At 62.2% G+C, this 24,508-nt stretch carries 23 protein-coding genes; 9 read left to right on the top strand and 14 right to left on the bottom strand.

Annotation, left to right across the window (positions count from 1 at the left end; genetic code table 11):
• Window positions 1-192: 192 nt before the first annotated feature.
• Window positions 193-1,308 carry a hypothetical protein gene (locus Q7S20_08250; GenBank protein ID MDO8501821.1) on the top strand — a complete coding sequence of 372 codons (1,116 nt, stop codon included), beginning with the start codon at window positions 193-195 and terminating at the stop codon, window positions 1,306-1,308.
• A gap of 61 nt (window positions 1,309-1,369) precedes the next feature.
• The gene (locus tag Q7S20_08245) at window positions 1,370-2,764 is read left to right on the top strand and encodes an NAD-dependent succinate-semialdehyde dehydrogenase (protein ID MDO8501820.1); all 1,395 of its coding nucleotides are present in this window, start codon (window positions 1,370-1,372) and stop codon (window positions 2,762-2,764) included.
• A 7-nt stretch (window positions 2,765-2,771) separates the two neighbouring features.
• Here Q7S20_08245 and Q7S20_08240 read toward each other — a convergent pair whose 3' ends face one another.
• From Q7S20_08240 to Q7S20_08225, 4 genes are all read right to left on the bottom strand, one after another.
• Window positions 2,772-3,191: a hypothetical protein gene (locus Q7S20_08240; GenBank protein MDO8501819.1), complete on the bottom strand. Its 420-nt coding sequence runs from the start codon at window positions 3,189-3,191 to the stop codon at window positions 2,772-2,774.
• A 74-nt stretch (window positions 3,192-3,265) separates the two neighbouring features.
• Window positions 3,266-4,429 carry an alanine racemase gene (locus Q7S20_08235; protein MDO8501818.1) on the bottom strand — a complete coding sequence of 388 codons (1,164 nt, stop codon included), beginning with the start codon at window positions 4,427-4,429 and terminating at the stop codon, window positions 3,266-3,268.
• Window positions 4,402-7,641 (bottom strand): hypothetical protein, encoded by a 3,240-nt coding sequence (locus Q7S20_08230; GenBank protein MDO8501817.1) that lies wholly within the window; start codon window positions 7,639-7,641, stop codon window positions 4,402-4,404. The genes Q7S20_08235 and Q7S20_08230 overlap by 28 nt, the downstream gene beginning before the upstream one ends.
• 106 nt (window positions 7,642-7,747) lie before the next feature.
• Entirely contained in the window at window positions 7,748-8,374 is a 627-nt protein-coding gene (locus Q7S20_08225; GenBank protein ID MDO8501816.1) for a DUF4142 domain-containing protein, read from the bottom strand.
• A 179-nt stretch (window positions 8,375-8,553) separates the two neighbouring features.
• Between Q7S20_08225 and Q7S20_08220 the strand changes: the two genes are divergently transcribed.
• From Q7S20_08220 to Q7S20_08210, 3 genes are read left to right on the top strand one after another with little or no spacing between them, the layout of a single operon-like run.
• Entirely contained in the window at window positions 8,554-9,312 is a 759-nt protein-coding gene (locus Q7S20_08220; protein MDO8501815.1) for a Spy/CpxP family protein refolding chaperone, read from the top strand.
• A gap of 6 nt (window positions 9,313-9,318) precedes the next feature.
• A complete protein-coding gene (locus tag Q7S20_08215; protein MDO8501814.1) occupies window positions 9,319-10,272 on the top strand; it encodes a serine hydrolase in 954 nt (317 codons plus the stop codon).
• Window positions 10,269-10,739 carry a MarR family transcriptional regulator gene (locus Q7S20_08210; protein ID MDO8501813.1) on the top strand — a complete coding sequence of 157 codons (471 nt, stop codon included), beginning with the start codon at window positions 10,269-10,271 and terminating at the stop codon, window positions 10,737-10,739. Before Q7S20_08215 ends, Q7S20_08210 begins: the two co-directional genes overlap by 4 nt.
• A 175-nt stretch (window positions 10,740-10,914) precedes the next feature.
• Here Q7S20_08210 and Q7S20_08205 read toward each other — a convergent pair whose 3' ends face one another.
• From Q7S20_08205 to Q7S20_08195, 3 genes are all read right to left on the bottom strand, one after another.
• Entirely contained in the window at window positions 10,915-11,160 is a 246-nt protein-coding gene (locus Q7S20_08205) for a VOC family protein (GenBank protein ID MDO8501812.1), read from the bottom strand.
• Between the two features lie 49 nt (window positions 11,161-11,209).
• Window positions 11,210-11,962, bottom strand: coding sequence for a hypothetical protein (locus Q7S20_08200; protein MDO8501811.1), 753 nt, complete (start codon window positions 11,960-11,962; stop codon window positions 11,210-11,212).
• Between the two features lie 68 nt (window positions 11,963-12,030).
• Entirely contained in the window at window positions 12,031-13,371 is a 1,341-nt protein-coding gene (locus Q7S20_08195; protein MDO8501810.1) for a S41 family peptidase, read from the bottom strand.
• A gap of 109 nt (window positions 13,372-13,480) precedes the next feature.
• Between Q7S20_08195 and Q7S20_08190 the strand changes: the two genes are divergently transcribed.
• Window positions 13,481-14,404: an aldo/keto reductase gene (locus Q7S20_08190; protein ID MDO8501809.1), complete on the top strand. Its 924-nt coding sequence runs from the start codon at window positions 13,481-13,483 to the stop codon at window positions 14,402-14,404.
• A 97-nt stretch (window positions 14,405-14,501) separates the two neighbouring features.
• Entirely contained in the window at window positions 14,502-15,095 is a 594-nt protein-coding gene (locus tag Q7S20_08185; GenBank protein MDO8501808.1) for a TetR/AcrR family transcriptional regulator, read from the top strand.
• Between the two features lie 27 nt (window positions 15,096-15,122).
• Here Q7S20_08185 and Q7S20_08180 read toward each other — a convergent pair whose 3' ends face one another.
• The 3 genes from Q7S20_08180 to Q7S20_08170 form a co-directional block, all read right to left on the bottom strand.
• The gene (locus Q7S20_08180) at window positions 15,123-15,812 is read right to left on the bottom strand and encodes a hypothetical protein (GenBank protein ID MDO8501807.1); all 690 of its coding nucleotides are present in this window, start codon (window positions 15,810-15,812) and stop codon (window positions 15,123-15,125) included.
• A 65-nt stretch (window positions 15,813-15,877) separates the two neighbouring features.
• The gene (locus tag Q7S20_08175) at window positions 15,878-16,078 is read right to left on the bottom strand and encodes a PspC domain-containing protein (GenBank protein MDO8501806.1); all 201 of its coding nucleotides are present in this window, start codon (window positions 16,076-16,078) and stop codon (window positions 15,878-15,880) included.
• A gap of 67 nt (window positions 16,079-16,145) precedes the next feature.
• Entirely contained in the window at window positions 16,146-17,738 is a 1,593-nt protein-coding gene (locus tag Q7S20_08170) for a peptide chain release factor 3 (GenBank protein MDO8501805.1), read from the bottom strand.
• Between the two features lie 255 nt (window positions 17,739-17,993).
• Between Q7S20_08170 and Q7S20_08165 the strand changes: the two genes are divergently transcribed.
• On the top strand, window positions 17,994-19,388 hold the full coding sequence (locus Q7S20_08165) for a multicopper oxidase domain-containing protein (protein ID MDO8501804.1): 1,395 nt from the start codon (window positions 17,994-17,996) through the stop codon (window positions 19,386-19,388).
• Between the two features lie 11 nt (window positions 19,389-19,399).
• On the opposite strand, the gene Q7S20_08160 is transcribed toward Q7S20_08165, so the two are convergent.
• The 3 genes from Q7S20_08160 to Q7S20_08150 form a co-directional block, all read right to left on the bottom strand.
• Window positions 19,400-21,577, bottom strand: a complete 2,178-nt coding sequence (locus tag Q7S20_08160) for a protein kinase (GenBank protein MDO8501803.1) — start codon at window positions 21,575-21,577, stop codon at window positions 19,400-19,402.
• Window positions 21,578-21,679: 102 nt separating this feature from the next.
• Window positions 21,680-22,123, bottom strand: a complete 444-nt coding sequence (locus Q7S20_08155) for a DUF3037 domain-containing protein (GenBank protein ID MDO8501802.1) — start codon at window positions 22,121-22,123, stop codon at window positions 21,680-21,682.
• On the bottom strand, window positions 22,120-22,977 hold the full coding sequence (locus Q7S20_08150; protein MDO8501801.1) for a hypothetical protein: 858 nt from the start codon (window positions 22,975-22,977) through the stop codon (window positions 22,120-22,122). Before Q7S20_08150 ends, Q7S20_08155 begins: the two co-directional genes overlap by 4 nt.
• Before the next feature lie 166 nt (window positions 22,978-23,143).
• On the opposite strand from Q7S20_08150, the gene Q7S20_08145 reads away from it, so the two are divergent.
• A complete protein-coding gene (locus Q7S20_08145; protein ID MDO8501800.1) occupies window positions 23,144-23,632 on the top strand; it encodes an isoprenylcysteine carboxylmethyltransferase family protein in 489 nt (162 codons plus the stop codon).
• On the opposite strand, the gene Q7S20_08140 is transcribed toward Q7S20_08145, so the two are convergent.
• A complete protein-coding gene (locus Q7S20_08140) occupies window positions 23,629-24,381 on the bottom strand; it encodes a dienelactone hydrolase family protein (protein ID MDO8501799.1) in 753 nt (250 codons plus the stop codon). The genes Q7S20_08145 and Q7S20_08140 overlap by 4 nt on opposite strands.
• Window positions 24,382-24,508: the final 127 nt, after the last annotated feature.

Genomic DNA, 24,508 nt, shown 5'->3' with positions numbered 1-24,508 from the left:
CTGTCATGCACTTTTACTCACTGCAAGATTGCGGCGACGCAGGCGTTTATCTGTAGGGATATGTCGCACAGAAAATCCGCGATCCCCTGATCTGGCGATGCCGGGACGCGAATTCACGGAGATCTCCGCCCTATACAGGGGAGTGGGTTAGTATTAGAGGCCACTCTCCAACCAAGCTTCAGCAGCATGCAGATGATTCGTTACTCCGCGCCGGGCATCGCCGGCCTCGCGCTACTTGCCGCCTGCGCGATGAACGACGCGCAACCGGCCGTTCCTCCCGGGGCCGCCAATACCGCGATGCAGCCGGTCACTGTCGTGGCGACTGTCGTGGCGATGGATTCAGCCACGCTGGCCTCACGCGTCGCAGCCGATACGGCCAAGCCGGCCGATAGCGTGAAGCCCGCTCCAATCACGGTTCCATCCGTCCCCGGTCGCAACAAACGCGACAGCATCGCGCTCGTTTCAGCCATCCGCAAGGGAATGAAGGATACCCACTGGCCAGTGAAGACCGCCGCACCGCTTCCCGGCTCGATCCTTCCTGGAAAGCGTATCGTCGCCTATTACGGGAATCCGCTGTCGAAGAAGATGGGAATTCTGGGTGAGCTGCCGCCCGACGAGATGCTTGCCCGCCTCGACAAGGAAATCGCCGCGTGGAATCGCGCGGATCCTTCCACTCCGGTTCAGCCCGCGCTTCACCTCATAGTAGTGGTCGCCCAGGGTGCTCCCGGACGTGACGGCAAATACCGACTCCGCATGCCGGACACTCTCGTCGAGCGAGTCTACTCCTGGACCCAGAAGAAGAACGCCCTTCTCTTCCTCGACATTCAGGTCGGAAAGAGCAATGTGCAGGCAGAAGTCCCGCGCCTCGAGCAATTCCTCAAGCGTCCCAATGTCCACCTTGGGCTCGACCCCGAGTTCTCCATGAAGTCGGGAGATCCGCCGGGCCACAGGATTGGCACGATGAGCTCAGCCGACGTGAACTGGGCGGTGAATTACCTGTCAAACCTGGTGAAGGCGAACAGTCTTCCACCGAAGGTCCTGATCGTGCATCGCTTCACGCGGAAGATGCTCACCGATACGAAGGGAATCCGGCTCGATCCGCGCGTCCAGGTCGTGATCAACATGGACGGATGGGGTGCGCCGTGGCTCAAGTTCGACTCGTATCGCGAATACGTGCAGGCGGAGCCCGTCCAGTTCACCGGATTCAAGCTCTTCTATCACAACGACACGAAGAAGGGCGAGCCGCTGCTCACGCCCGGTGAGCTTCTCCGCGTCACACCCAAGCCCGTCTACATTCAGTACCAGTAGGAACCCGGTGTACGAACGATGCCCGCGCCCCGAGCGCGGGCGTTTTGCAATGAGGTGACAGATGCCGATCGCCACGCTGAATCCGGCCACTGGTGAAACTCTCAGGACGTTCGATCCCCTGACCGCGGGCGAGATTGACGCCTGCCTGGCCAAAGCGGTGCGAGCGTTCACCACCCACCGCCTGACGCCGTTCGAGGAGCGCGCCGCCTCCCTCCGCCGCGCTGGCGAGATACTGATGGCGGAGAAAGAACAGCTCGGCCGCCTCATGACTCTCGAGATGGGCAAGCCCATCACGGCGGCGATCGCGGAAGCGGAGAAATGCGCGACAGCGTGCTTCTACTACGCGGAGAATGGCGCCCAGCTTCTCGCCGATTACCATGTCCCGACCGCCGGGGGAGAAGGCCGGGTGCACTTCCAGCCCCTTGGCGCCGTGCTCGCCATCATGCCGTGGAATTTCCCGTTCTGGCAGGTGTTCCGCTTCGCCGCACCCGCATTGATGGCCGGTAATGTCGGCCTGCTCAAGCACTCGTCGAACGTGCCGCAGTGCGCACTGGCTATCGAAGACATCCTTCGCCGCTCCGGGTTCACCGACGGCGCGTTCCAGACGCTGCTCATCGGCTCGAAGGACGTCGCGTCCATCATCGAAGACCATCGCATCGCGGCTGTCACCATCACCGGAAGCGAGAGCGCCGGACGGTCGGTCGCTGAAACGGCTGGACGCGCTCTCAAGAAAACGGTGCTGGAGCTCGGAGGAAGCGATCCGTTCATCGTCATGCCGAGCGCCGATGTAGACAGTGCCGCGGCGACGGCGGTCAAGGCGCGCATGATCAATAACGGACAGTCCTGCATCGCCGCCAAGCGGTTCATCGTGCATGACGCGATTTACGATCGCTTCCTCGATCGCTTCCTCGCCGGGGTCAAAGCGGTGAAGATCGGCGATCCAATGGACGCATCCACCGAGCTCGGACCGCTCGCCATATCGGACATTCGCGACGATCTCGCCACTCAGGTCGAGAAGTCGATTTCCCTCGGCGCTCGCGCATTGTGCGGCGGCCGGCGAATCGATCAGCCGGGCTTCTACTACGAGCCCACGGTTCTCGTGGACATACCGCACGCGAGCCCCGCAGACGACGAGGAACTCTTCGGTCCCGTCGCCTCGGTATGGCGCGTGTCGGACATTGACGAGGCGATCGCCACCGCCAACCGCAGCCGGTTCGGGCTCGGCTCCAGCGTCTGGACCACCGATGCCGTCGAGCGTGAGCATTTCATTCGCGACATCGAGGCGGGGATGGTCTTCATCAATGGGATGGTCGCCTCCGAAGCGGGCCTGCCCTTCGGAGGCGTAAAGTCTTCCGGCTACGGACGCGAGCTTGGCGAGTTCGGCATCCGCGAGTTCGTCAACATCAAGTCGGTGAAGAGTGCGTCAGGGTTGGCCGCGCGCGCGGACACCGAATAGTGGTCGGTCAGGCGCCAGGAGGACCGCCGACCGTGCGCTTGGCGAGCTTGAAGTTCACGGTCTGAGTCTGGCCGATGACGACCTGTATCGGCTTGTCGTTCGTTTCGCCCGTAGCGAGAGTGTATTGCTCTCCGGTGAGTAGCACCCTCACGATATACGTCTGTGGAATCACGCCGCCATCGGACGCTCCGAATTCGCCACTTCCGTTGCTGCTCGTTCGAAGGCTGCGCCAGATTGTCGTGCGATCGTTGAGCAGAAGATCTACGGCGATTCCGCCAACACCGGCATTGGTCTCGTCCGTCAGCTGAACCAGCACCTTGCCCAGCGACGGTGGTGGCGACGAGAAATCCGTGCACGCCCCGATCGCAAAAAGCGCCGCAGCAAGTACGACGGAGCGTCTTGTAATGAAAGGACGGGACAGACGCATGCATACCCCACCAGAAGGAGACCACAGGGACCTTCTCTCTGTATAGCCGCGGGCACGTCGAAGTGGAACCACCGCTACCAGCCGTTCACCCGATCCCACACCGCGACGACCTCGGTGCCGCCGTCCACGACGTAGTAACTGTCATACGCCGCTGCGGTGATGCATGCATGGTTCGGGCCTATGCGCACCTTCGCGCCGAGCTGCAGCTCGCTGAACGGCAGAGGATCCGCACCTACGGCCACTCCATGCTCCTGGTACGCTAGCTCGACGAGACAATTCCCGAACGATGGTCGCCCGTCCACGTCCCAGACCTGACCATATCGAGCGTCGTGCGCTGTCGCCTGCGTGCTCCTGTCCTTGGATAGCGCGAGCGCACCGGCGTCCACGATGAAGCGGTTCTCGTCGGGCTCTCTGCCAATGACGGACGCGAGCACGGTAATCGCAATATCCTCCCTGCGACACGACCCGATCTCCGCCTGAAAAAGATCCTGGAACATGTAAACGCCCGGCCGCGCCTCGGTCACTCCATCGAGGCGATCAGCGTGCGTTATCGTCGGCGTGGATCCGACAGACACCACTTCGCAGCGCATGCCAGCTTCGCGCAATCGCTCCGCGGCGGTTACTACCGTCCGCCGCTCATCCTCGGCGATGTCCTTGATGCACTGGATAGTGCGACATCCGTAAGAGTGCCCGGCATGAGTCATCACGCCGGCGAGCTTGGATTGAAGCGCCCGTCCGATCTCGAGGAGTGCGAGGCTCGAAGCATCCACTCCGGCGCGACGGTCACCGGAGTCGAGCTCGATCAGAGCCCTGAACGACGCACGATGATTCGCGATCGCCACCGCGCCTGCGACGTCGTCCGTGATGAGCGTCATCACGACGCCCCGCGCGGCGATCGCCGCCGCACGGTCGAGTTTCTGCGGAGGAAGCGCCGCGGCAACGAGGATGTCGCCGAATCCGCGATCCGCGAAATACTCCGCTTCGGCCAGCGTCGAAACGGTGATGCCCCCCGCTTCGCCTTCCACCGCCATTCGCGCGACATCGGCGGACTTCGCCGTCTTCAGATGCGGGCGCAGCGACACACCATGCCTCCGGACGGTCGCGCTCATCCGCTTCAGGTTCCGTTCGAGAACCCCCCTGTCGAGAACAAGACAGGGAGTCTGGAGATCCTCGAGCCGCATGCGATCGCCTCCCGCTGCCGGTTCGGTCGTCAGCGGACCGGACGTCCCACTGTCCATGGTACCCCCACCGCATCGAGCCCGCGGTTGAGAGCCGGCACGCGAGCGGTGAGCAGCGTGTTCAGTCGCGCTACCTCGCGCTCGAGGTCCTTCATCGCCGTGTCGAGCGTCTCGCGCTGAAGCTGCGTCGGTGGTGACGTCACGTCGCCGATCTCGCCGGCGACCCGATTCACTCGATCCTGAATGGATGGAGTGAATCGACTCTTGTCGTCGGCGTCGTTCTGCTCGCCGCTGCCCTGCGCGCCGCGAACCTTCTTCAGGATGTCGTCCACCTCCTTGTCGATCGCGTTGGCCTGCTTCGATAGACTGTCGGCGCCAGCGAGATTCTTCAGCGCATTCTTCACTTCCGTCATCTGATCCTTCAGAAGCTCTGCCGATCTCACCACCGCCTGCACACGCGCCTGCTGCTCGGCCGCGCTGACGCGCGTCGCATGCAGAGCGCCATACTGCTCGGCCGTCAGCTGAACGAGCGGATCCGGATTGACGACTACCGCCGTTTCCAGCGACGATGCCATGACGCTGTCCTTTCCGCTCAGCATCAGCTTCGCAGTGTATCTGCCCGGGAGCACGAACGATCCCGTCGGCTGCCCGCGGTTGCCTTGCGGGCGCGGATTGAAATACGGCGCGGCAAGTCTCAGGTCCCACGTCGCCCGGTGCAACCCTGGCATGCTGTCCACGGCGAGATCGCGAATCCGCTTGTTGGCCGAATCGGAGATCGCGAGCGTCAGTGCGCGACCTTTCGGGATACTGTCCTTCAGGTAATAAGTGAATCGCGCGCCGTAAGGCGGATTGGGAGCGCTGAAGGAACGCTCCCCGAGTGCGCCCGCGCCGCGGGCACCACCCGGGAAGGAGCTGTTGTAGTTGAACAGAGTCACGGGCTTCACCGGAAACAGGTACATCGTCGAAGCGCGATCCGCTTCGGCCAGGTGCTCCAAAGGCGTGATGTCATCCATGATGAGAATTCCCCGGCCGTGCGTACCGACCACGAGATCATTTTCGCGTGCATGGATCCTGATGTCATGCACCGGAACTGTCGGCAGGTTGTACTGAAGCTTCGACCAGCTCCGTCCACCGTCAGACGAGTAGAACGCGCCGATCTCGTTTCCGACAAAAAGCAGTGACGGCGCGCGAGGATGCTCGCGGATCACCTGCACTGAAGATACCGGCAGGTTCGACGTGATCGAGGCCCATGTCTTCCCGTAGTCGGCGCTCTTCAGAACGTACGTCTTGAAGTCATTGCTGCGATGTCCGTCGAAGGTAGCGTACACGGTTCCTTCATCATGCGACGATGCGACCACGCGGCTTACGTACGTCATGTCGGGCACGCCCGGGAATTTGTCAATCTTCATCCACGTCGCTCCACCGTCGCGCGACACCTGTATCAGGCCGTCGTCGGTGCCGACGTAGAGCAGTCCCTTTCTGAGCGGCGATTCGTCCATCGTGCTGATGTTGCCGAAGTCGGCGGTGCCGGCATGGCGCGCAACAGCATCCTTCCCCCAGACCTTGCCCATCAGCGGAAGCTTGTCGCGATCGAGCGCTCGCGTGAGATCGCCGCCCAGCTGCTCCCATGAATCGCCGCGGTTCGGGCTCCGGAAGACATACTGGGCGCCGAAGTAAACCGTGTTGTGATCGTGCGGCGAGATGACGATCGGAACGCTCCAGTTGTAGCGCAGGTTCTGCGCGCCAAACTTCGCCTGCGGTTGAATGCTCTTCTGCTCGCCTGTCTTGACGTCGTAGCGGATGATGCCACCGTTCTGCGATTCCGCGTACACGGTGTTTGGATCCGTCGGATCCACCGCGGAATAGAACCCATCGCCGCCGACCGTTACGTACCAGTCGCTGTTCGTGATGCCCTGGCGGTTGCGCGTCTGGCTCGGGCCGGCCCAGCTGTTGTTGTCCTGAAGCCCGCCGTACACGTAGTAGAACGGCTGGCGGTTGTCCACGTCGATCGCGTAGTACTGCGCGATCGGCAGATTGCTGACGAAGTCCATTGTCTGCCCACGGTCGTAACTGATGTAGACGCCGCCGTCGTTGCCGACGACGAAATGATCCGGATCCATCGGGTCGATCCACATTGCATGGTAGTCCACATGCGCGGACTGCCCGATTGCATGGCTCGTCTGCCCGCCATCCTCCGACACGAACAACGGAACGCCAAGCTCGTACAGACGGTCGGGATTCTTCGGATCCACCCGGACCTGCGCCATATACCATGGGAACTGGAAGTACGTCCCCTTCTTCGTCCAGCTCGCACCGTAATCGTCGGAGCGGTACACCTCCGTGGTCTTGGTCTCGAGTGTCGCGTAGAGCGTACGCGGCTGCGAACGGCTCACGTCGAGCCCGATACGGCCGATGTCCCCTTTCGGGAGGCCTTCCGTGAGCTTCGTCCACGTCTCGCCGGCATCAATGGACTTGTAGATGCCGCTCTCCGGTCCGCCACCCACGAAGCTGTACGCCTTGCGCTGTCTCTGGAGCGCTGCCGCATAGAGAACGTTCGAATCCGTGGGATCCATGATGATGTCCGTCACACCCGTGTGCGGGCTGATGGTGAGCACCACCTTCCACGTCTTCCCGCCATTGGTGGTCTTGTAGACCCCGCGCTCACCGCCGTCCGTCCACAACGGACCAACTGCCGCGACGTAGACAATGTTCGCATTCGTCGGATGCACGACGACACGCCCGATGTGCTGCGACGCGCGCAGTCCCATGTGCTGCCATGTGCGCCCGCCATTCTCGGACTTGTACACGCCGTCGCCCCACGACGAGCTGCGCTGATTGTTCGCCTCGCCCGTTCCGACCCAGACGATTTCGGGATTGGATGGCGCCAGCACGATGTCGCCGATCGAAGACGTGCCCTGATTGTCGAACACCGGCTCCCACGTCGTCCCTGCATTGGTGGATTTCCAGACTCCTCCCGACGCGGCCGCCGCATACATGAGCTTGCCCAGCCGGTTGCCGATTCTCGACTCGGGCCCCTCCGCCACAGCTAGATCCACTACCCGCCCGCTCGTCACCGCCGGCCCGATTGGACGCCACGCAAACTCGGAAAGCATCGCAGAGTCATAGCTCGCCGCGTTGAACGCAGTCTTCGGAGCCGACTTCTCCATCGCTTTCTTCGCCGACTGTGCAGATGCTGGCTGCGGAGGGACGACGGCAAACAGTGCCGCCAGTGAAAGGAATGCGAATGCGGCGGAATATCTTCCGTTTGACATGGCTGACCGATGTGCCGGGTTAATTGATACGGGGTGCAAATGTTAACATTAGGAGCACCTCCGGCGTCAGAGGATTCGGAGTCGTTGAATGCCTGCCGCGCACCCGCTACTGCATCTTGCTCTGGATCGCCTGTGCCCGATCGAGATGCGCCAGAATCGCCGGTGCAGCCTTCTGAATCAGATTCTTGAGCTCGGCGTTTTGTGCCGCGCCCATCGCGGCAGTCACGGTCTCCAGCACGGCCTTGTGGTAGGTCACTTCGTTGTGTATGTACGCCTTGTCGAAGTCCTTGCCCCTGGCCGCTCCATTCAGAAGCGTCATCGTGCGATCCAGCTGCGCCTTGCGCTCGTCGTTCGCCGGCGCTTCAGGGGTAATGCCCAGCTTCTTCGCGAGATCCTGTCCCTGCTGTCTGAGCTGGTGGTGGTCCCGCATCATCATGTTCCCGAAATCACGCACGTCCGTGCTCGTTCCCTTCGCTGCCGCGACGGATCCCGCGGCACTGTCCAGCATGTGCGCGTTGTCCAGGATGTAGACGATGTTTGCGTCGCTGAGTGCTGGCGCCGGTGCCGGTGCCGGTGCCATTCCAGTATCGGACGTCCCCGCCTTCATTCCCGTATCAGCTGCCGACATGCCGGTGTCGCTGTAACCGGCTTCTTTCTTCGAGCAGGCGGAGAATGCGAGCATCAGGCCCAGCGCCGCGACTGCTACCGTACGACTCGATCGATTCCCGGACATTGCAACCCCCAGGGCTTCCGCAGATGAGATCCTTGTTGCTCCGACTTGCGTCGGAATAGAGGCAAATTGTACGCGGATACCGTGCCGCCGGATGCGGAATCATCCGTCTTGTCTTAACGTACTGGACGGGTCGCTCGTCCAACTGGCACCGGAAAGAGACCCAACACTCAGGAGACTCGATGCGCAGGATCGCCATTGCCGCATTCGCCGCGCTGTTCGTCACGGCTTGCTCGAAGGATTCGACCGGACCTGCTACCCCCAACCTTACTATCGGCGCGGGGGCATTCGGAACCGCCCTGACCATTGCCGGTGGCTACGACGCCGACACCTACCAGAATCGGCTCGCGAACGGGCTGCCCGATGAGATCAGGCTGACATCGGACCAGCAGGCACGCATCAAGGCGCTCGTTCAGGCGTTCGAGCAGGCGACCAGATCGGACCGCGAAGCACTCGGCGCCATTCTTCGCGAGGCCCGCAGCGCCATCGAAGCGAAGAAAAGCCGGAATCAGGTGAACGCGATCCTCTCCAGAGGTGCCGACATTCGCGCCCGTCTCGCCGCCGCGGAATCGAAGCTCAAGAGCGACATCGATGCAGTGCTGACTCCTGAACAGCGCGCATGGGTCGCCGCCCATTCTCCACGCGCCTGCAAAGCGGAGCAATTCCCGCCGCTCACCGACGCGCAGAAGGCGCAGATCCGCTCGCTCGAGAGCGCCTTCCAGGAGAAGAACAAGGCCGATCTCGAAACTATGAAGGCGGCAATGGACGAAGCGCAGGTGGCTATCAGGGCCGGAAAGTCCCGCGACGAGGTCGCCGCGATTATGGCGAAGGCGGCTCCTGCCGCCGCACGGCTCGCCGCCGCGCGCAAAACGCTGCACGATCAGATCCTCGCCGTGCTGACCCCGGAGCAGAAAGCGTCCGGCTGTGTGCCGCTCGGCTGATCCGGGGTGACGGCACCTAAACCAGCGTCCATCATCCGTGTGGCCGCGCGCGCCATGCTCGTCATGGCGGCGCTCGGCTGTACGCGTGCCACCGCTGCCCAGAACACCACCGCCCAGCGCCCGGCGCCGGTGCGCGCCAATACCGCAGCCCTTCGTCACAAGCTCGACTCCATCGCCGATGCGCATCACGGCGTCGTCGGATACAGTGTCATAGACATGGAGAACGGCGTGCGAATGAGCCGCCGCGGCGACGAGACATTTCCGACCGCCAGCCTGATCAAGGTCGCGATCCTCATCACCGTCTACGACCTCGTCGCGAAGGGACAGCTCTCTCTGTCCGATCCGCTCACTGTTCTGAGGATCGATCAGGTGCCGGGCTCGGGGATCACCCAGTATCTGCACAACGGAATCATTCTCACCGTGCAGGATGCCGCATGGCTGATGACTACGATCAGCGACAACACCGCGACGAATCTTCTCCTCGACCGCATCATCATTCGGCGCGTCTGGAACAAGATGGATTCGCTGGGCCTTCACAACACGAAGGTCCACTCAAAGTCGTTCCTGCGCATCGCCAGCGTCGTGATGGACAGCTCGGTGAAATACGGCCTCGGAGTCACCACGCCCAATGAGATGGCGCGCCTGTTCGAACTGATGGCGATGGGCAAGGCGGTGAATCCGTCGGCGGATTCGGTGATGCTCGACATCCTCGAGCACAACGAGAACAACGAGAAGCTGCAACGGTTCAACTACGGGGTACGCGCCGCCCACAAAAGTGGCGAGACGGATCAGGTTCGTGCTGAATGCTCTCTCTTCTATCTCCGCAACAGGATCATCGCCTGCGTGCTGACGAAGGAGAACAAGGACATGCGCTACGTCGTTGACGCCGAAGCGCATCTGACTATCGCGCGGATGGGCGAGGCGATCGTCAACGCCTGGGGACGCATCCCGAAGACATGACGGGACATCTGCAGAAGGAGCTGAAACAGCGAAAACCGTTCGCTACGCTGGAGCAGGAAGTCGTGCTCAACGTTATGCGCACGGCGGCAGCGCTCAGGCAAGGGACGTCATCGGTGCTCCGGCCATACGATCTCTCACCGCCGCAGTACAACATCCTGCGAATTCTCCGGGGTGCGGACGAGAGCGGCCTTCCCTGCAGCGAAGTCGGCGACCGCCTCGTAACGCGGGATCCGGACGTGACGCGTCTCCTCGACCGGATGGAGAAACGGGGGCTGGTGACGAGGGGCCGCTGGTCCACCGACAGGCGAGTGGTCAATGCCCGCATCACGAAAAAGGGCATCGAGCTGGTTCACGAGCTCGATGCCCCGATGACGGAGATGCATGTCGCGCAGCTCGGTCACATGAAGAAGAAGAACCTGAAAGCGCTCGTCGATCTTCTCGAAGCTGCCCGCGGAGAAAACGACTAGCGCTTCACTCTACGCCGTGGATCGGACCCGCACCCTGATCCCCCAGGGATCGCTCGCCTCTCTCTCACCACCGCGTCGCTCCACCGGGAAGCCCGCACCTTCAATGCTCCGCGCGGCGGACTCTGCGCTTTCCGTATCCGGCACGATGAGCTCCCAGTCGAGAAGGCGCGCATCGTCACTGGTCGCGGCGCGGAACCGCCCGCGCCCCGCGCAGCTCGACGAGCTCGAGGATGACCTTGTCCTCACCCCGCGGTCCGAGTGAAGCGCCTTCTGACGATCGCTTCAGCACCTGCAGCCCCAGCACGTTCTCGTAATACGCGATGGATCTGTTCAGATCGCTTACCTGCAGGCGAACACGCCGGATGTGAGCTGACTCCGGAAGCCTGTATCCGGGTGGTCTGATTCCGACGTCCGCTGGCATGTTTCTCTCCTTCGTGTTCAAGCGTCTCGCACCCTTCGAGAAGAAAAGTCTATTTCGCGGGCTTCGCCAACGCCTGCACCGCCGCCGGAGGCGTGATCGTCAGCCCCACGCCCGTCCCCACGTCGACCGAGGAGATCGTCAGGATCTGCTGCTGACCCATCAGTTCCTGTACCGTCTTCGTCGCGACGGTAATGTCACCGAACCTCTTGTAGTCGCTGAACAACGATATGACCGGAATGTCGCCCATCGCCGTCTTCTGGACACTGCGCGATCCAACCATCAGCCCCGTCGCGGCGCTGTAGCAGTCGAACGTCTCGCGGCCAGACTTCCACGTGAGCTTCACGAGATAGCAGTGCTCAGAGTTCATGGTCGTATCGGCGACGGTCTCGATTTTGGCGAACATTTCCGCCGACCGCACGAGGCCGCGGCGATCAGCCTCGTCCTTCATCTGGTCGAGCTCCTTGCCGGCAAGAACCCGCGGACCCTGCATGGGGTCGCTCGCCCAGGCGGTCATTCCGTCGAAGCCGACCTCGACGATTCCCATGCCGGGGATCGTGGTGACCATCTGCATCTGGTTCGGAGCGAGCTGCGTCATCTCGAAGGTGGCGTTTATCCCCGCCGCAGGCATGGAAAGACCGCCCTTCGTGACGATGGACCTGGCGCCGATGAATGTCGGCGCTCCAACCGCCGTGCCATACTTGGCGAGCAGTCCAGCAGCCGGTGGCAGCACGGCCTGCTGTGCCCCCGCAACCTGGGCTATGGCAACAAACGGCAAAAACGCGAGCAATGGATTTCGAATCATGGTGTCTCTCTGAATACGGGGTTGGTTTGTAAAAGTTAAGCGTCTGATTGGTGCTGCCCATCTTTTTTTCAGCGCCCAGGCACCGGAACATTACGTCCGCCGGCAATGATCCAGCGGATCGCTGCCTCGAGCGGAGCGTCCTTACCCGCCGCGAGATCCTTCCGCGTGAGCGGGACCAGCTCGTCGGGGACCACTCCGGCTCCCTCTATTCGCCGCCCCGACGGATCGGTGAAGTCCGCCACCGCATGAACGAATACGTCGCCCGACGGCAACCGTTCCATCAGGGCCGGAAGCGCCGCTCCGGCGCTTCGTTCCCCGAACACGCGGGCTCGCGCAATCCGCTGCATTCCGGTCGCGAAAATCTCGGATGTGCTCGCGGTCATCGGGTCCACGAGAATCGCCAGCGGGCCGATGAATGGCGCCACACGCGAGCCATCATCACGCGATCTGCGCGGATTGATGACGAATTCGAGCGAAACCAGACGTGTCCGCATCGTGCCGAGTGAACGTGTCGAGTCCACGAAGTATCCTCCGAAGCCCATCACCATCGCGCCGACACCTCCGGGATTGCCGCGCAGGTCCACGATCACGCCGTCGCACGACCTTACACTGTCCACCGCGCGCTGCAGGTCCGGCCCCAGCACCGGCAGCCAGATGTTGAACGCGATTGTCCCAACGCACCTGGAACCGCCTACCGGAATCCGCGCCGTACGCACAAGGCCGGCGATCGGCGGAAGATTACCGAACTGCGACACGGTGCCCTTCGCGGGAGCCGCCACTAGAGTGCGAACACCAACCAACCCGCGATCGCCACTCGCGACCTCGACCCTCACGGAATCGCCGACACCCCGCGACAGTGCGCCATTGAGCGCGTGCAACAGCTCCGACAGCGCACGCTGCTGCGCCGCGACCGGCAGCGCCCTGACGCGCGCGACAGACAAGCGCGCATCCTTTGCGCCGACCCTCGTCACGATCTCCCCTGGCACTATGCCCGCACGGGCCGCCGCACTCCCGGGCTCCACTCTCCACGCGACCGCACCATTGCTGGCGAGACGCACGGAAAGCCCCGTCGTCCCCTTGCCGTCGGACGCTCCCGCCGATGACTCGTCAGTCGCCGCGCTCGCGGGGATAATGTAGAAATGTGAGTCGGGAATATGCCGGAGCATCTCCGCGAACAAACGGGCGAGGCTGTTTCGGCTCGTGATTGTCGCCGCCCGCGGGCGGAGCGAATCCCTCACAGCCATCCACGTCGTGGAAACGAACGCCGTGTCCACGTACGTTCCTCGCACCTTGCTCCAGAGACTGTCGAACGAAGCCAGAGCGATGCCCGGCGCGATCGCCTCGTCGCTGACCGCTGTCGCCGGACGTGCCGAGGCCGCACATCCGATCGCGACTGCGGCCGCCAGCACTGCTGTGCAAATCCGACGGGATTTCGACATGAAAGTCAGACGTTCTTTCACTCTTCTGTTTCCCCGGGTGGCCCCGGTCGCGGCCCGATACTAGCTATGGGATTCTTCAATGAATACAAGACGAATCAGCGCACTGGACGTATCCGTCGTCGGGCTCGGCTGCAACAACTTCGGCCGCCGTCTCGATGCTGACGCCACCGCAAAGGTAGTGAGTGCCGCGCTCGACGCGGGAATCAATTTCTTCGACACGGCGGACATCTACGGCAGCACCCGAAGTGAAGAGTTCCTCGGACGGGCCCTCGGCAAGCAACGGGAGCACGTCATCGTCGCGACAAAATTCGGAATGGCCGTGGATGAGAACCGCAAAGGCGCGCGTCCCGAATACGTGCGACAGGCCGTGGAAGACAGCCTGCGAAGACTCGGGACCGATTACATAGATCTCTACCAGCTTCACACTCCCGACACCTCGGTTCCGATCGCCGATACGCTCGGCGTACTCGATGAGCTGGTCAAGGCGGGAAAAGTGCGCGAGATCGGCTGCTCGAATTTTTCGGTCGAGCAGCTGCGCGATGCGGACAACGCGACGGCTCCGAATGCCGCGAAGTTCGTGAGCATCCAGAACGAGTACAACCTCTTTCATCGAGAGCCCGAGCGGGATGTTCTACAGGAGTGCGCCGCCACCGGAGTGGCGTTCCTTCCCTTCTTCCCTCTCGCAAACGGCCTGCTTACAGGCAAGTACCGTCAGGGACAGCCTGCTCCCGAGGGGAGCAGAATCGGATCGGGATGGCATGGCGAGCTGCTGACGGAACAAAACCTGGCAATCGTCGAGCGCCTGATCGCATTCGCGGAATCGCATCACCACACGCTGCTCGAGCTGGCGTTCTCGTGGATTCTCTCGAGAGAGATGGTTGCGGCAGTGATCGCCGGCGCGACGTCACCCGAGCAAGTGCGCGCCAATGCCAACGCATGCAACTGGGCCATGGACGACGCGGATCTCGAGGAGATCAACAGGATCGCGCCGCCACAGTCGTGAATCGGGCGAGTTGGACCAGGCCTGGTCTTCATGCTTTACTATTGACCTGAGTCCCCTTTCTTAACATCGTTAAGATAAAATACTTAACGCTGTTAAGATGCGTCCCAGGAGCCAACGATTGGAATACGGTATCAAGGACCTCCGCACGAAAGCAATCGACGCTGCCTATGAACAGTTTGGCAGCACCGGAGCCCTCTCCATGCGAAAGGTCGGGGCCGCACTCGGCGTCAGCGCTCCCGCGCTATATCACCATTTCGCCGACAAGCAGGAGCTGCTCTACGCGGTCGCCGACCGCGCCTTCAGCGAATTTGACCGGCGCCTGCGCTCGAGCGACTCCCGCGACCCACACAGGGTAATTCACGGCATACTCGGCCAGTATCGCCGGTTCGCGGCCGATCATCCAAGTCTCTTTGGACTGATGTTCGTCGAGCCGAGGCCCTCAGCGCGATGCTTTCCACGCGACTTCGCCGCACATCGCCTGGCCGTATTCAACCAGCTCTGGAACGCTGTGGCCGAGTGTGTGTCGGACAGTGCGGACGGGACATCCGACGATTCGCTGTATGCGGCCCACGATCTGTGGGCGCTGGCTCATGGCCAGATACTCTTGTGGCGCGCGGGACGATTCGAGAACGACCGCACATTCGAGGAGACGTTCGACAGGTCCATCGAACGATTCATCACGGCGCTGTGAGAGGTGCGGGCGCCCGTGCTCCGCTGGCTATTGTCCCGTTGACTGCACCCTGACTTCGTCCGCGCCCTGGGCCGGCTGAAGAGCTATCACCGGCGACTGCCCCTCTGAGAGAAGCCGCGTAACGAAGCGCTGGCCTTCGGCTACCCTTTCGATCTCGATGGCAATCGCATCCACCCCCTGCTCGAGCCGCTCGAGGCGCTGACCGGTTTCCTCCGGAAGCTGAGCCAGAGGCCGTGCCTTTCCCGCCCGCTTCCAGATGAAACGCGCGATGGCAATGGCGATCGGAAACAATACGAATACGGTGAACGCCGCTGCGATTGCCGCTACGTTATCCGAAATGTCGCCGTTCATGTTGGGTGCCTCCGTACTTGCAATGAGACCCCGTGGAGCCGCAGAGAGCTGCTGTCCGGTTGCCGCAATATCCGACTCAAGCTGTACGATTCTTTTGTCGAGCACCGCCAGCCGTCCCTCGAGTCCTGTGCGGCTGGCACCTGCAGGTGCCGACCTGATTTCCTCGGAAAGCCTGTGGCGCCTGCCCTCCGCGGAATTTAGCTGGCTGGACAGCTCCGAACGCTTTGCTCGCAGATCGACGATGGCTCGCCTTGTCAGCGGAACGGCCAGAACCTGCTTGGCTCCGTCAACGCCGGTGAATGTCACAGATACCGGCGCCTGCGGTGCCTCGGGCGCGACAGGCGACTGTACAGTTGGGACTTGCATGAGATTCCCTACGCCTCCCCTGCCTGCCTGGTTACAGTGTACCTCGCATCATGACTCCAGCAGCGTCACTCGCCTTCGGGCATGATAACCCAGAGGATGATGTAGACGAGAATTCCCGGGAACGCCGCTGATACCACCGAGAGAATCACGTAAAGGACGCGCGCCAGCGTCGGATTGAATCCGAAATATCGGGCGAGCCCGCCGATAACTCCGGCGATCACCTTGTCAGAGCGCGAGCGGCGAAGACGACCGTCTGTATCAGCCATTGAATCTCCGTTGTGAATGCTGCTCACTACGAACTCTTCAGCTCAATTGTTGCGACCGGACCCGCCGCTAGGGGGCATTCTCCAGGAACCTGATGGTCGTCTCCCTGTCCTGCGCCCATCTCAGCGCCCACGCATCCTGGAAGAGAAGCAGCGGGTGTCCTTTCGCGTCGTACAAAAGCGTGGTTCCCTGTCCCCGTGCAACTCTCTCGATATCCTCTTCCGGACCGATCACCCAGCGGGGATAACGTCCGGCGAACGGCTCGAGTCTGCAAGGGACTCCGTACTCGTTCTCCAGCCGGAACACCATCACGTCGAACTGGAGAAGCCCGATCGCGCCGACGATAGGCGTCGGGCTCGTCGTGTCGGTCCCCGACGTGAAGAATACCTGCGCCGCTCCCTCTTCCGTGAGCTGCCGAAGTCCCGTGTCGAGCTGCTTTCGCCGCATCGGATCGCGGATGATCACCCGCGCGAAGTGCTCAGGAGGAAACCGCGGAATACCCTGGAACTCGAGGTCTCCATCGGCCGAGAGTGTATCGCCGATGCGCAGGCTGCCGCGATCCATTACGCCGATGACATCGCCTGGCCACGCCTCCTCGATCGCGGTCCGCTCGCGCGCCATGAACTGCTGCGGTGCCGAGAGCCGCAGCGCCTTGCCGGTCCGGACCTGCTTTACCTGCATTCCAGCGAAGAATCTGCCCGAGCACACCCGTACGAATGCCACGCGGTCGCGGTGCTTGGGGTCCATGTTCGCCTGGATCTTGAAAACGAAACCCGTGAATGCAGGATCGGTCGGCTGAACCAGCCCCATCGTGGATTCACGTGGCAGCGGCTGCGGCGCAAGCTCGAGAAATTCCCTGAGGAAGGGCTCGAGACCGAAATTGGTAAGCGCGCTTCCGAAGAACATCGGTGACAGCTCTCCCGCCAGCAGCTCGGCGTGATCGAATGGGTGTCCCGCTTCGTCCAGCAGCGCGATGTCGTGCACGAGCTGCGCATGTGATTCAGCGCCAAGCAAGTCGTGGAGCTCGACGCTGTCGAGAGAGCCGACCTTGACTTCGGCCCGCGTCGCGCCGTGTTCCTCGTCGCGCTCGAAGACGTGGATCAGCTGGCGCCGGCGATCATAGACACCGACGAAGATGCCGTCGCGGAAGATCGGCCATGTGACCGGATGGCACTTGATGCCGAGATCCGCCTCGACGTCGCTCACCAGCTTGAGCGGATCCTCGCCCGCACGGTCGCACTTGTTGACGAACGTGAAGATCGGAATCCGGCGTTTCTTGCAGACCTCGAACAGTTGCCGCGTCCGCTCCTCGACTCCGCGGCGGTTGTCGAGCAGCATCACCGCGCTGTCGGCGGCAACGAGCGTGCGATAGGTGTCCTCCGAGAAATCCTCGTGGCCCGGCGTGTCGAGAAGATTCACGTGATATCCGTCGTACTCGAACTGCATCACGCTCGACGTTACCGAGATGCCGCGCTCCTGCTCCAGCTTCATCCAGTCGGACGTGGCGTGGCGCGCCGCACGGCGGGCCTTCACCGAGCCGGCGAGGTGAATCGCGCCTCCGTATAGAAGGAGCTTCTCGGTGAGAGTCGTCTTGCCGGCGTCCGGATGGCTGATGATGGCGAAGGTCCGGCGGTGGCTTATTGCTGTTTCGAGATCGGTCACTGTCTCAAGCGTCTGAATGGTGATGCGTACACCATCCTAACGCATTGGCGGACATGGTGGGAATGCCGGGAAGATCCCTGTGGCCGAAAGGTGCCATGTGGCTACAGATTGATGCCTTCACAACATCGGGCTTGCCTCATGCTGCTGCGGTTGCCTCATCGAGTCGCCGTCCTTGCAGCGGGTCTCGCCAGTACCTCGGCCGGTTGGGGGTCTGTCACCCCGATCGGAAACGCAACGCGATCCGCCGACTTGCCTGTGGTTCGCGCCAACGACAACTGTGTGCCCGCCGGTACTCTCAGGAACGGCACGCTTACCGTGAACCTCGCCGTCCGGATGGCGCGCTGGTATCCCGAAGCGGACGACGGGCCGTGGGCGGATGTCGCCGCGTTCGCCGAGGAAGGGAAGGCACCTGAAGTGCCGGGACCGCTCATTCGGATTCCGGTGGGTACCACAATCGTCGCGACCGTCCGGAATGCACTCGTGGATTCGACAATCTGGATTCACGGGATGGTGACTCGGCCCGATCCCCCGGACAGCACGCCCGTGGCACCTGGGGCAAGCCAAACATTCCGGTTCGCGGCTGGAGAGCCCGGCACGTATCTCTATAGCGCCGTTCCCGGAAATATCAATCACGATGAGCACGAGCGGGAGCAGCTCAGCGCCGCGCTCGTCGTGGATCCGGCTGGCGGACGCACCGACGACCGAATTTTCGTCATCAATATCTGGGGCGACGAAGTTGACTCGACCCATTACCGAAACGCCCTCGCAATCAACGGAAAGTCATGGCCATACACCGAGCGCATCTCGGCGAACGTTGGCGACAGTCTCCGCTGGCGCGTTCTCAACGGAAGCGGCAGGGTTCATCCGATGCATCTGCACGGATTCTATTTCCGTGTTGATTCACGAGGCACGTATCTCCGCGACACGCTGTATCGTCCCGAGCAGCGCCGTCTCGCGGTGACCGAAGACATGTCTCCCAGCTCGACTATGGCGATGGTGTTTAGTCCCGATCGTCCCGGCAACTGGCTCTTTCACTGCCATCTGACTTTTCACGTAGTCGACGGCGCGCGGCTGGATGGGACCGGAGGCGAGCATGTCCACGAAGCCGATCCGATGAAGCACATGGCCGGGCTCGTGCTCGGCATTACCGTGAACCAGCCGGCAGGACGAATAGCTTCGCGACCGGCAGAGGGCAAGATCCGAAAGCTCCGCCTCTTCGCGAACGAGCGGCCGCGTGTCGGCCGTACGCCCCTGGCCATGTCGTACGTGCTGCAACGCGGCTTGGTGCCACCCGCCGCCGATTCGGTCGAGCCACCCGGCGCGGTGATCGTTCTTCATCGCAACGAGCCCACGCAGATCACGATCTTCAACAGGGCGCACAACGGCACGTCGGTCCACTGGCACGGTATCGAGCTCGAGAGCTATTCCGATGGAGTGGCTGGATGGAGCGGTGTCACAGGGAATGTGGCGCCGGTGGTGGCGCCGAAGGATTCGTTCGTGGCGAAGCTCACATTGCCGCGCGCCGGAACGTTCATCTATCACACTCATCTCAACGACGTCGAGCAGGTCACGTCGGGGATGTATGGGGCAGTGCTGGTCCTCGAGCCAGGAGAGCTGAACGCGAACTGGTTTGCCGGTATTAGTACCTAATTGATACCAACCTACATCGCCTGAACGATCGCCTTGTACCTCGGCGCATCCCGGATAGAGTCGAGATCGCTGTCGTGCTCGATCCAGTTGGGATCGCCCCATCCCTTCTCCACCGAGCGCTCGAGGGCGTCGAGTGACTCCTCGGGCATCCCGAGTTGCGCATACGTGCAGGCGACATTGTAGAGCAGCATCGGATCGTCAGGATCGACCTGCATCGCCTGCTTCGCGAACTGCACCGCACGCTCCTTGTCCTTGATTATCGCGTTGGCGACAGCACCAAGTATGCAGGCTCGCGGATCGTCGGGGTTGAGCTCGAGATGCACGTCAATGAGCTTTACCTGTCTGCGGTATGACGCCGCCGCCTCCTCGTGCTTGCCGAGTGCGGTGAGCGCCTGCCCGAGGAATCCCGCAGTCTGATAATCTTCGGGCCGCATTGCCGCAGCGCGTTCGAGCAGCTTCACAGCTTCCTCGTACATGCCCTGCGACAGGCGTGAACGCGCGAACCAGTACGCGGCCTCGAACAGCTTCGGATCGAGCCGCATCGCCGTGTCGAACTCACGCTCTGCTTCATCGAAGTGCTTGCTGAGCGAAACGGCAAGGCCTCGTGCAACATGTGCTTCTGCCAGTTCCGGCTCGAGGTCGAGCGCTTTGTTACTCGCAATGTCAGCCTGTCTCAGGTTGAACTCGCGGGCGTCGAAATAGGTGTACAACAGCGAGTAGCAGTCAGCGACCCCAGCGTGGGCGCGCGCGTAGTCGGGATCTATGTCAATCGCCTTGTTGAACATCTGCTTTGCGTACTCGAGGCTCTTCCTGCGAAGCTGATGGAAGTACTGCCGGCCGCGGAGGTAGTAGTCGTACGCCTGTACGTTAACCGCCCGCGCCTTCTCGATCTGTTTCTTCTCACCCTCGGTGAGAATCAAACGAAGCGCCTTTACGATCGCCTGCGAAATGTCGTCCTGAATGGCGAAGACATCTTCCAGCTCGCGGTCGTACCGCTCTGACCAGAGGTTCGAACCGTCGGCGGCGTTCACTAGCTGCGCACTGATGCGAAGCTTGTTCCCCATCTTGCGGACGCTGCCCTCGAGAACCGTGGAGACCTTGAGCTTCTTGCCGATCTCGCCGATGTCCTCGTTCTTGCCCTTGAACGCAAACGAGGAAGTTCTCGACGCCACGCGAAGCGACTGAATCTTGGTCAGGGCGTTGATGATCTCTTCCGCCATCCCGTCCGTGAAGTACTCGTTGTCGGGGTCGTTGCTCATGTTCGCGAACGGAAGCACGGCGACCGACTTCGCTGCCGACACCACGGTCTTGGGCAGGGTCTGACTGTCGGTGGGCGTGACGAGGCTGCCCGATGCAAGGGCCTGTGCGAACATCGCCGAGGTGTTGAAGCGAGCCGAAGCCTCGGTCGCCATCGCGCGAGCTACCGCCTTCTCGACGTTTTCCGGAACCGCACTGCGCAGTGCGCGCAGCGGGCGTGGTGTCTCGGAAAACCGCTTCGCCATTATTGCCTGGGGGGAGGCGCCGTTGAACGGCCGCTCACCGGAGAGCATCTCGTAGATCACGCAGGCGAGACTGTACTGATCGCTCCGGCCGTCGAGATTGGTCTCCCCCGCCGCCTGCTCCGGGCTCACGTACGCAGGCGTACCCACCATCATCCCGGTCTGCGTGAGAGTTTCGGAGCCGGCAGCGCTTACGGCTTTGGCGATCCCGAAATCCATCACCATTGCTTCGCCTTCGTAAATCATCACGTTCTCGGGCTTGATGTCCCGATGGACGATGTTCTGCCGGTGCGCGTAGTCGAGCGCCGACGCAATGGCTCGCCCGTGATGCACTGCCTCTTCCACCGGAAGCTGCTGCTCGCGATCCAGCCGCTCGCGCAGTGATTCGCCCTCTACATACGGCATGACGTAGTACAGCATGCCGTCCGCGTCGCCAGAGTCGAACAGCGGAAGGATGTGCGGATGATTGAGACGGGCAGCAAGGCGGATCTCGCGGAGAAACCGATCAGGCCCAAGTGACGCCGCCAGATCCGGATGAAGCACCTTGAGCGCGACCACCCGGTCATGCTTGATGTCCTGCGCGAGATACACAGTAGCCATCCCGCCGCGGCCAAGCTCGCGGTCGATCGTATAGACCTGCGAGAGCGACTCACGAAGCCGTTCTACTGGAAGTGCCGAGTTGGCCTGCATCAGACTGCTGTTTCCCCTTCGGTATTGAGGCCCAATCTTACCCGCCCGGGCAACCGAATGCGAATCCGCCAGAGCACCTGCCCGCCGTGACGGCCACGCCGATCAGCCGGTCCCGGTCCGCTGCACGATCTCCATGAACAGCCGGCCGAGCTCCGTCGCTGGATCCTCGCACAATCCCTCGTGCACCGGTCCGCTCTGAATCACATCCGACCTTGGTGCGGTCAGCCAGTGAAAGCGCTCCGACGGAGGGGCGAACGCGATCGGCCCCGCCGTCATCTCTCCCATCCCGATCGCATGGCACGATTCGAGGTATCGGGATAGCATCTCGACGTCTGCCTCACCCGCCCTCGCCCTGAGCTCGTCCGTATCGGTGATCACACGAACACCGAGGAACTCGGTCGTGCGCGCGTGAAGAACGATCCCGACAGGAGCGAAAGCGCCGATGTGCACGTGCGGCACCGCGCGCAGGACCGCGAAGTTGTACGCGATCCAGCCTCGCGAATCACCAGCATCAGGCGCAGTGCGCCCCTTCCTTGCGGCCGTCATCGCCGTGACGAGACCCGCTGCGGCGGCATGCGCCTGGCACGTGCATTCGCCGCGATCGCTTCTCCGGCAAACGCACGCGGGGCACTGATTCGCATCACGAGATAATCCGCGTAGCGCTTCCGCGCTGCTGCAGGCGTCGTGAAATCGGCCTTGATCGCCGGTTCGGTCAGCAGCTCGTCAGGTACCGAAGCGACGGCATCGGTGATGACATCCGGCGTTAGCATTTTCGAAAGCTCTGCGTCGGCTGCGGCAATATCTTCCGCCTTCGACAGCAGGACGTGATGCCTGCTCAGCTCGAACGGAGACCTCGTGCGCGCTTCATCCACTGACGGCCAATCATGCTGTACATAAAGCGCGGAGCCGTGATCTATCAGGTACGGCTCCCGCTTCCACACCATGAGATTCGGATTGCGGTGCGTACGATCGGGGTTGGCCACGAAAGCATCGAACCACACGAGCCGCGACGCCAGCTCGCGGGATATGCACCCGGCGGCCGCGTTGCCGTCGAAATTGAACGCTCCGTCGAGATAACGTACGCCGACGTTGGTGCCGTGACTCGCCCGCAGCAGATCCTGTATCTCCGGATCGGGCTCCGAGCGCCCGAACGAGTCAGGTACATCTATCAATGAGAGCTCCGGAGTCGGCAAACCCGCGCTTCGCGCCAGAGTTCCGACTATCAGCTCGGCGATCAGCGCCTTCACGCCCTGGCCCGCTCCGCGAAACTTCACCACGAATAGCCCGCCGTCGTGGGTCTCGACGACAGCAGGCAGCGAGCCGCCCTCGCGGAGCGCCTGCACGTATCTGGTTGCGGTATGGGTCGGCAACTGGGACAACTGTGCACCGGATCGGGTCAAAACGAAATCTGGACTCTGCCGGGACATCGAGCGGCTGATCATCCCTTCTCGCCTCCGTTCGGTGTTCCGAAACACTCTACCACGCTATACATAATGTAGAGAGCGTCGCCATTCAGGCGACCAGGCGCGGTGGTTAGCACTGACAGTCAAATCCGGGAGCGAGCGCATGGGAGCAGAGTCGAATCCGAGGGGGCCCGATGTGAGAGTTCCGCCCCCCTTCCTCTTCATCGCGGGACTCATCGTTGCGTGGCTTCTCGACACGCGTGTCTTCCCGCTTCGATTCAGCGGGAGCGGCCCATCGCCTGCTCCGTTGCAGATAGCGGGCGTTCTGCTGATCGCGCTGGGGCTCCTCTGCGTGGCTTCCGGAATGATCACGTTCGCGCGCGCGCATACCGCCATCATCCCGAGGAAGCCCGCGTCCCGTCTCGTTGATACCGGTCCATACAGGTACACGCGTAACCCGATGTACACAGGACTGTCGGTTGCCTACGCCGGCGGCGCGCTCCTCATGAACTCGGTCTGGGCGCTTCTGCTGTTTCCGCTCGTGCTCATCACGCTCCACCTGTTCGTCATCCGGCGAGAGGAGAGATACCTCTCGAGCGCGTTCGGTGACGAGTACGAAGCCTACCGCCGCCGGGTGAGACGCTGGATCTAGCCTCCGGCTCTTTCAGTGGTGGAGAGGACGGGAGTCCATGGCCGTCCGAATAGATGGTGGCGCTGCCCGGACCGGCCGAGTGGGGACATATGGTCGTCAAACCAGCGACTCGCCAGCTTGCACATCGCCTCGAGTGTTCCAGCCTCCTCGAAGAGATGATTGGCTCCCGGAATAATTGCGAGCTCTTTCTCGCCCTTCAGGCGTCTCAGCGCCCAACGATTGAGCTGGCAGACACTCGGGTCTGATCCACCCACGATCAGCAGGGTGGGTGTCGTGACGTTGTGCAGGCTCACTCCGGCAAGGTCGGGCCTTCCCCCCCGTGACACTATCGCCTTGACGAGATCCGGCTCACGCGCTGCTGCGACGAGCGCCGCGGCGCTTCCTACGCCAGAGGCCAGGTAGCCCCGCGGGAGATCCCGCAGCTCGGATACCTCCTTCACCCAGTGAGTCGCCGCCTTCACCCTTTCGGCAAGCAACTCGACATCCAGTCGCAGCGCGCCTGTGAGGGCGTCCTCTCGTTCTTCGTCCACGGTGAGAAGGTCAACCAGGAGTGTGGCAAAACCCTTGTCGTACATCTGTTGCGCCACTTCCCTGTTCCGCCGGCCAAGCCGGCTGCTGCCGGGCCCGTTGATCACGAGAATCACTCCGTGCGGATGAAGCGGGATCGTCCAGTCGCCTTCCACCACGGTTCCTGCCGTCTCGATGTTGACCGTCAGATCGATCGGTCTTTCCAGCGCAAGCGTAGTCATGGTTCGGTGCTCCATGCCGGTGATGTCGCAATGTCTTCAACAATCTGCATGAGCCCGCGTCACACGCTGTCGGAGAAAGCTGGATACTCTGGAGGAGAAACACCGACGAGGCCACGCCGTGGAGCGA

Source organism: Gemmatimonadaceae bacterium (assembly GCA_030647905.1).
GTDB lineage: Bacteria > Gemmatimonadota > Gemmatimonadetes > Gemmatimonadales > Gemmatimonadaceae > UBA4720.
This window is presented reverse-complemented; position numbering and strand designations above follow the sequence as displayed.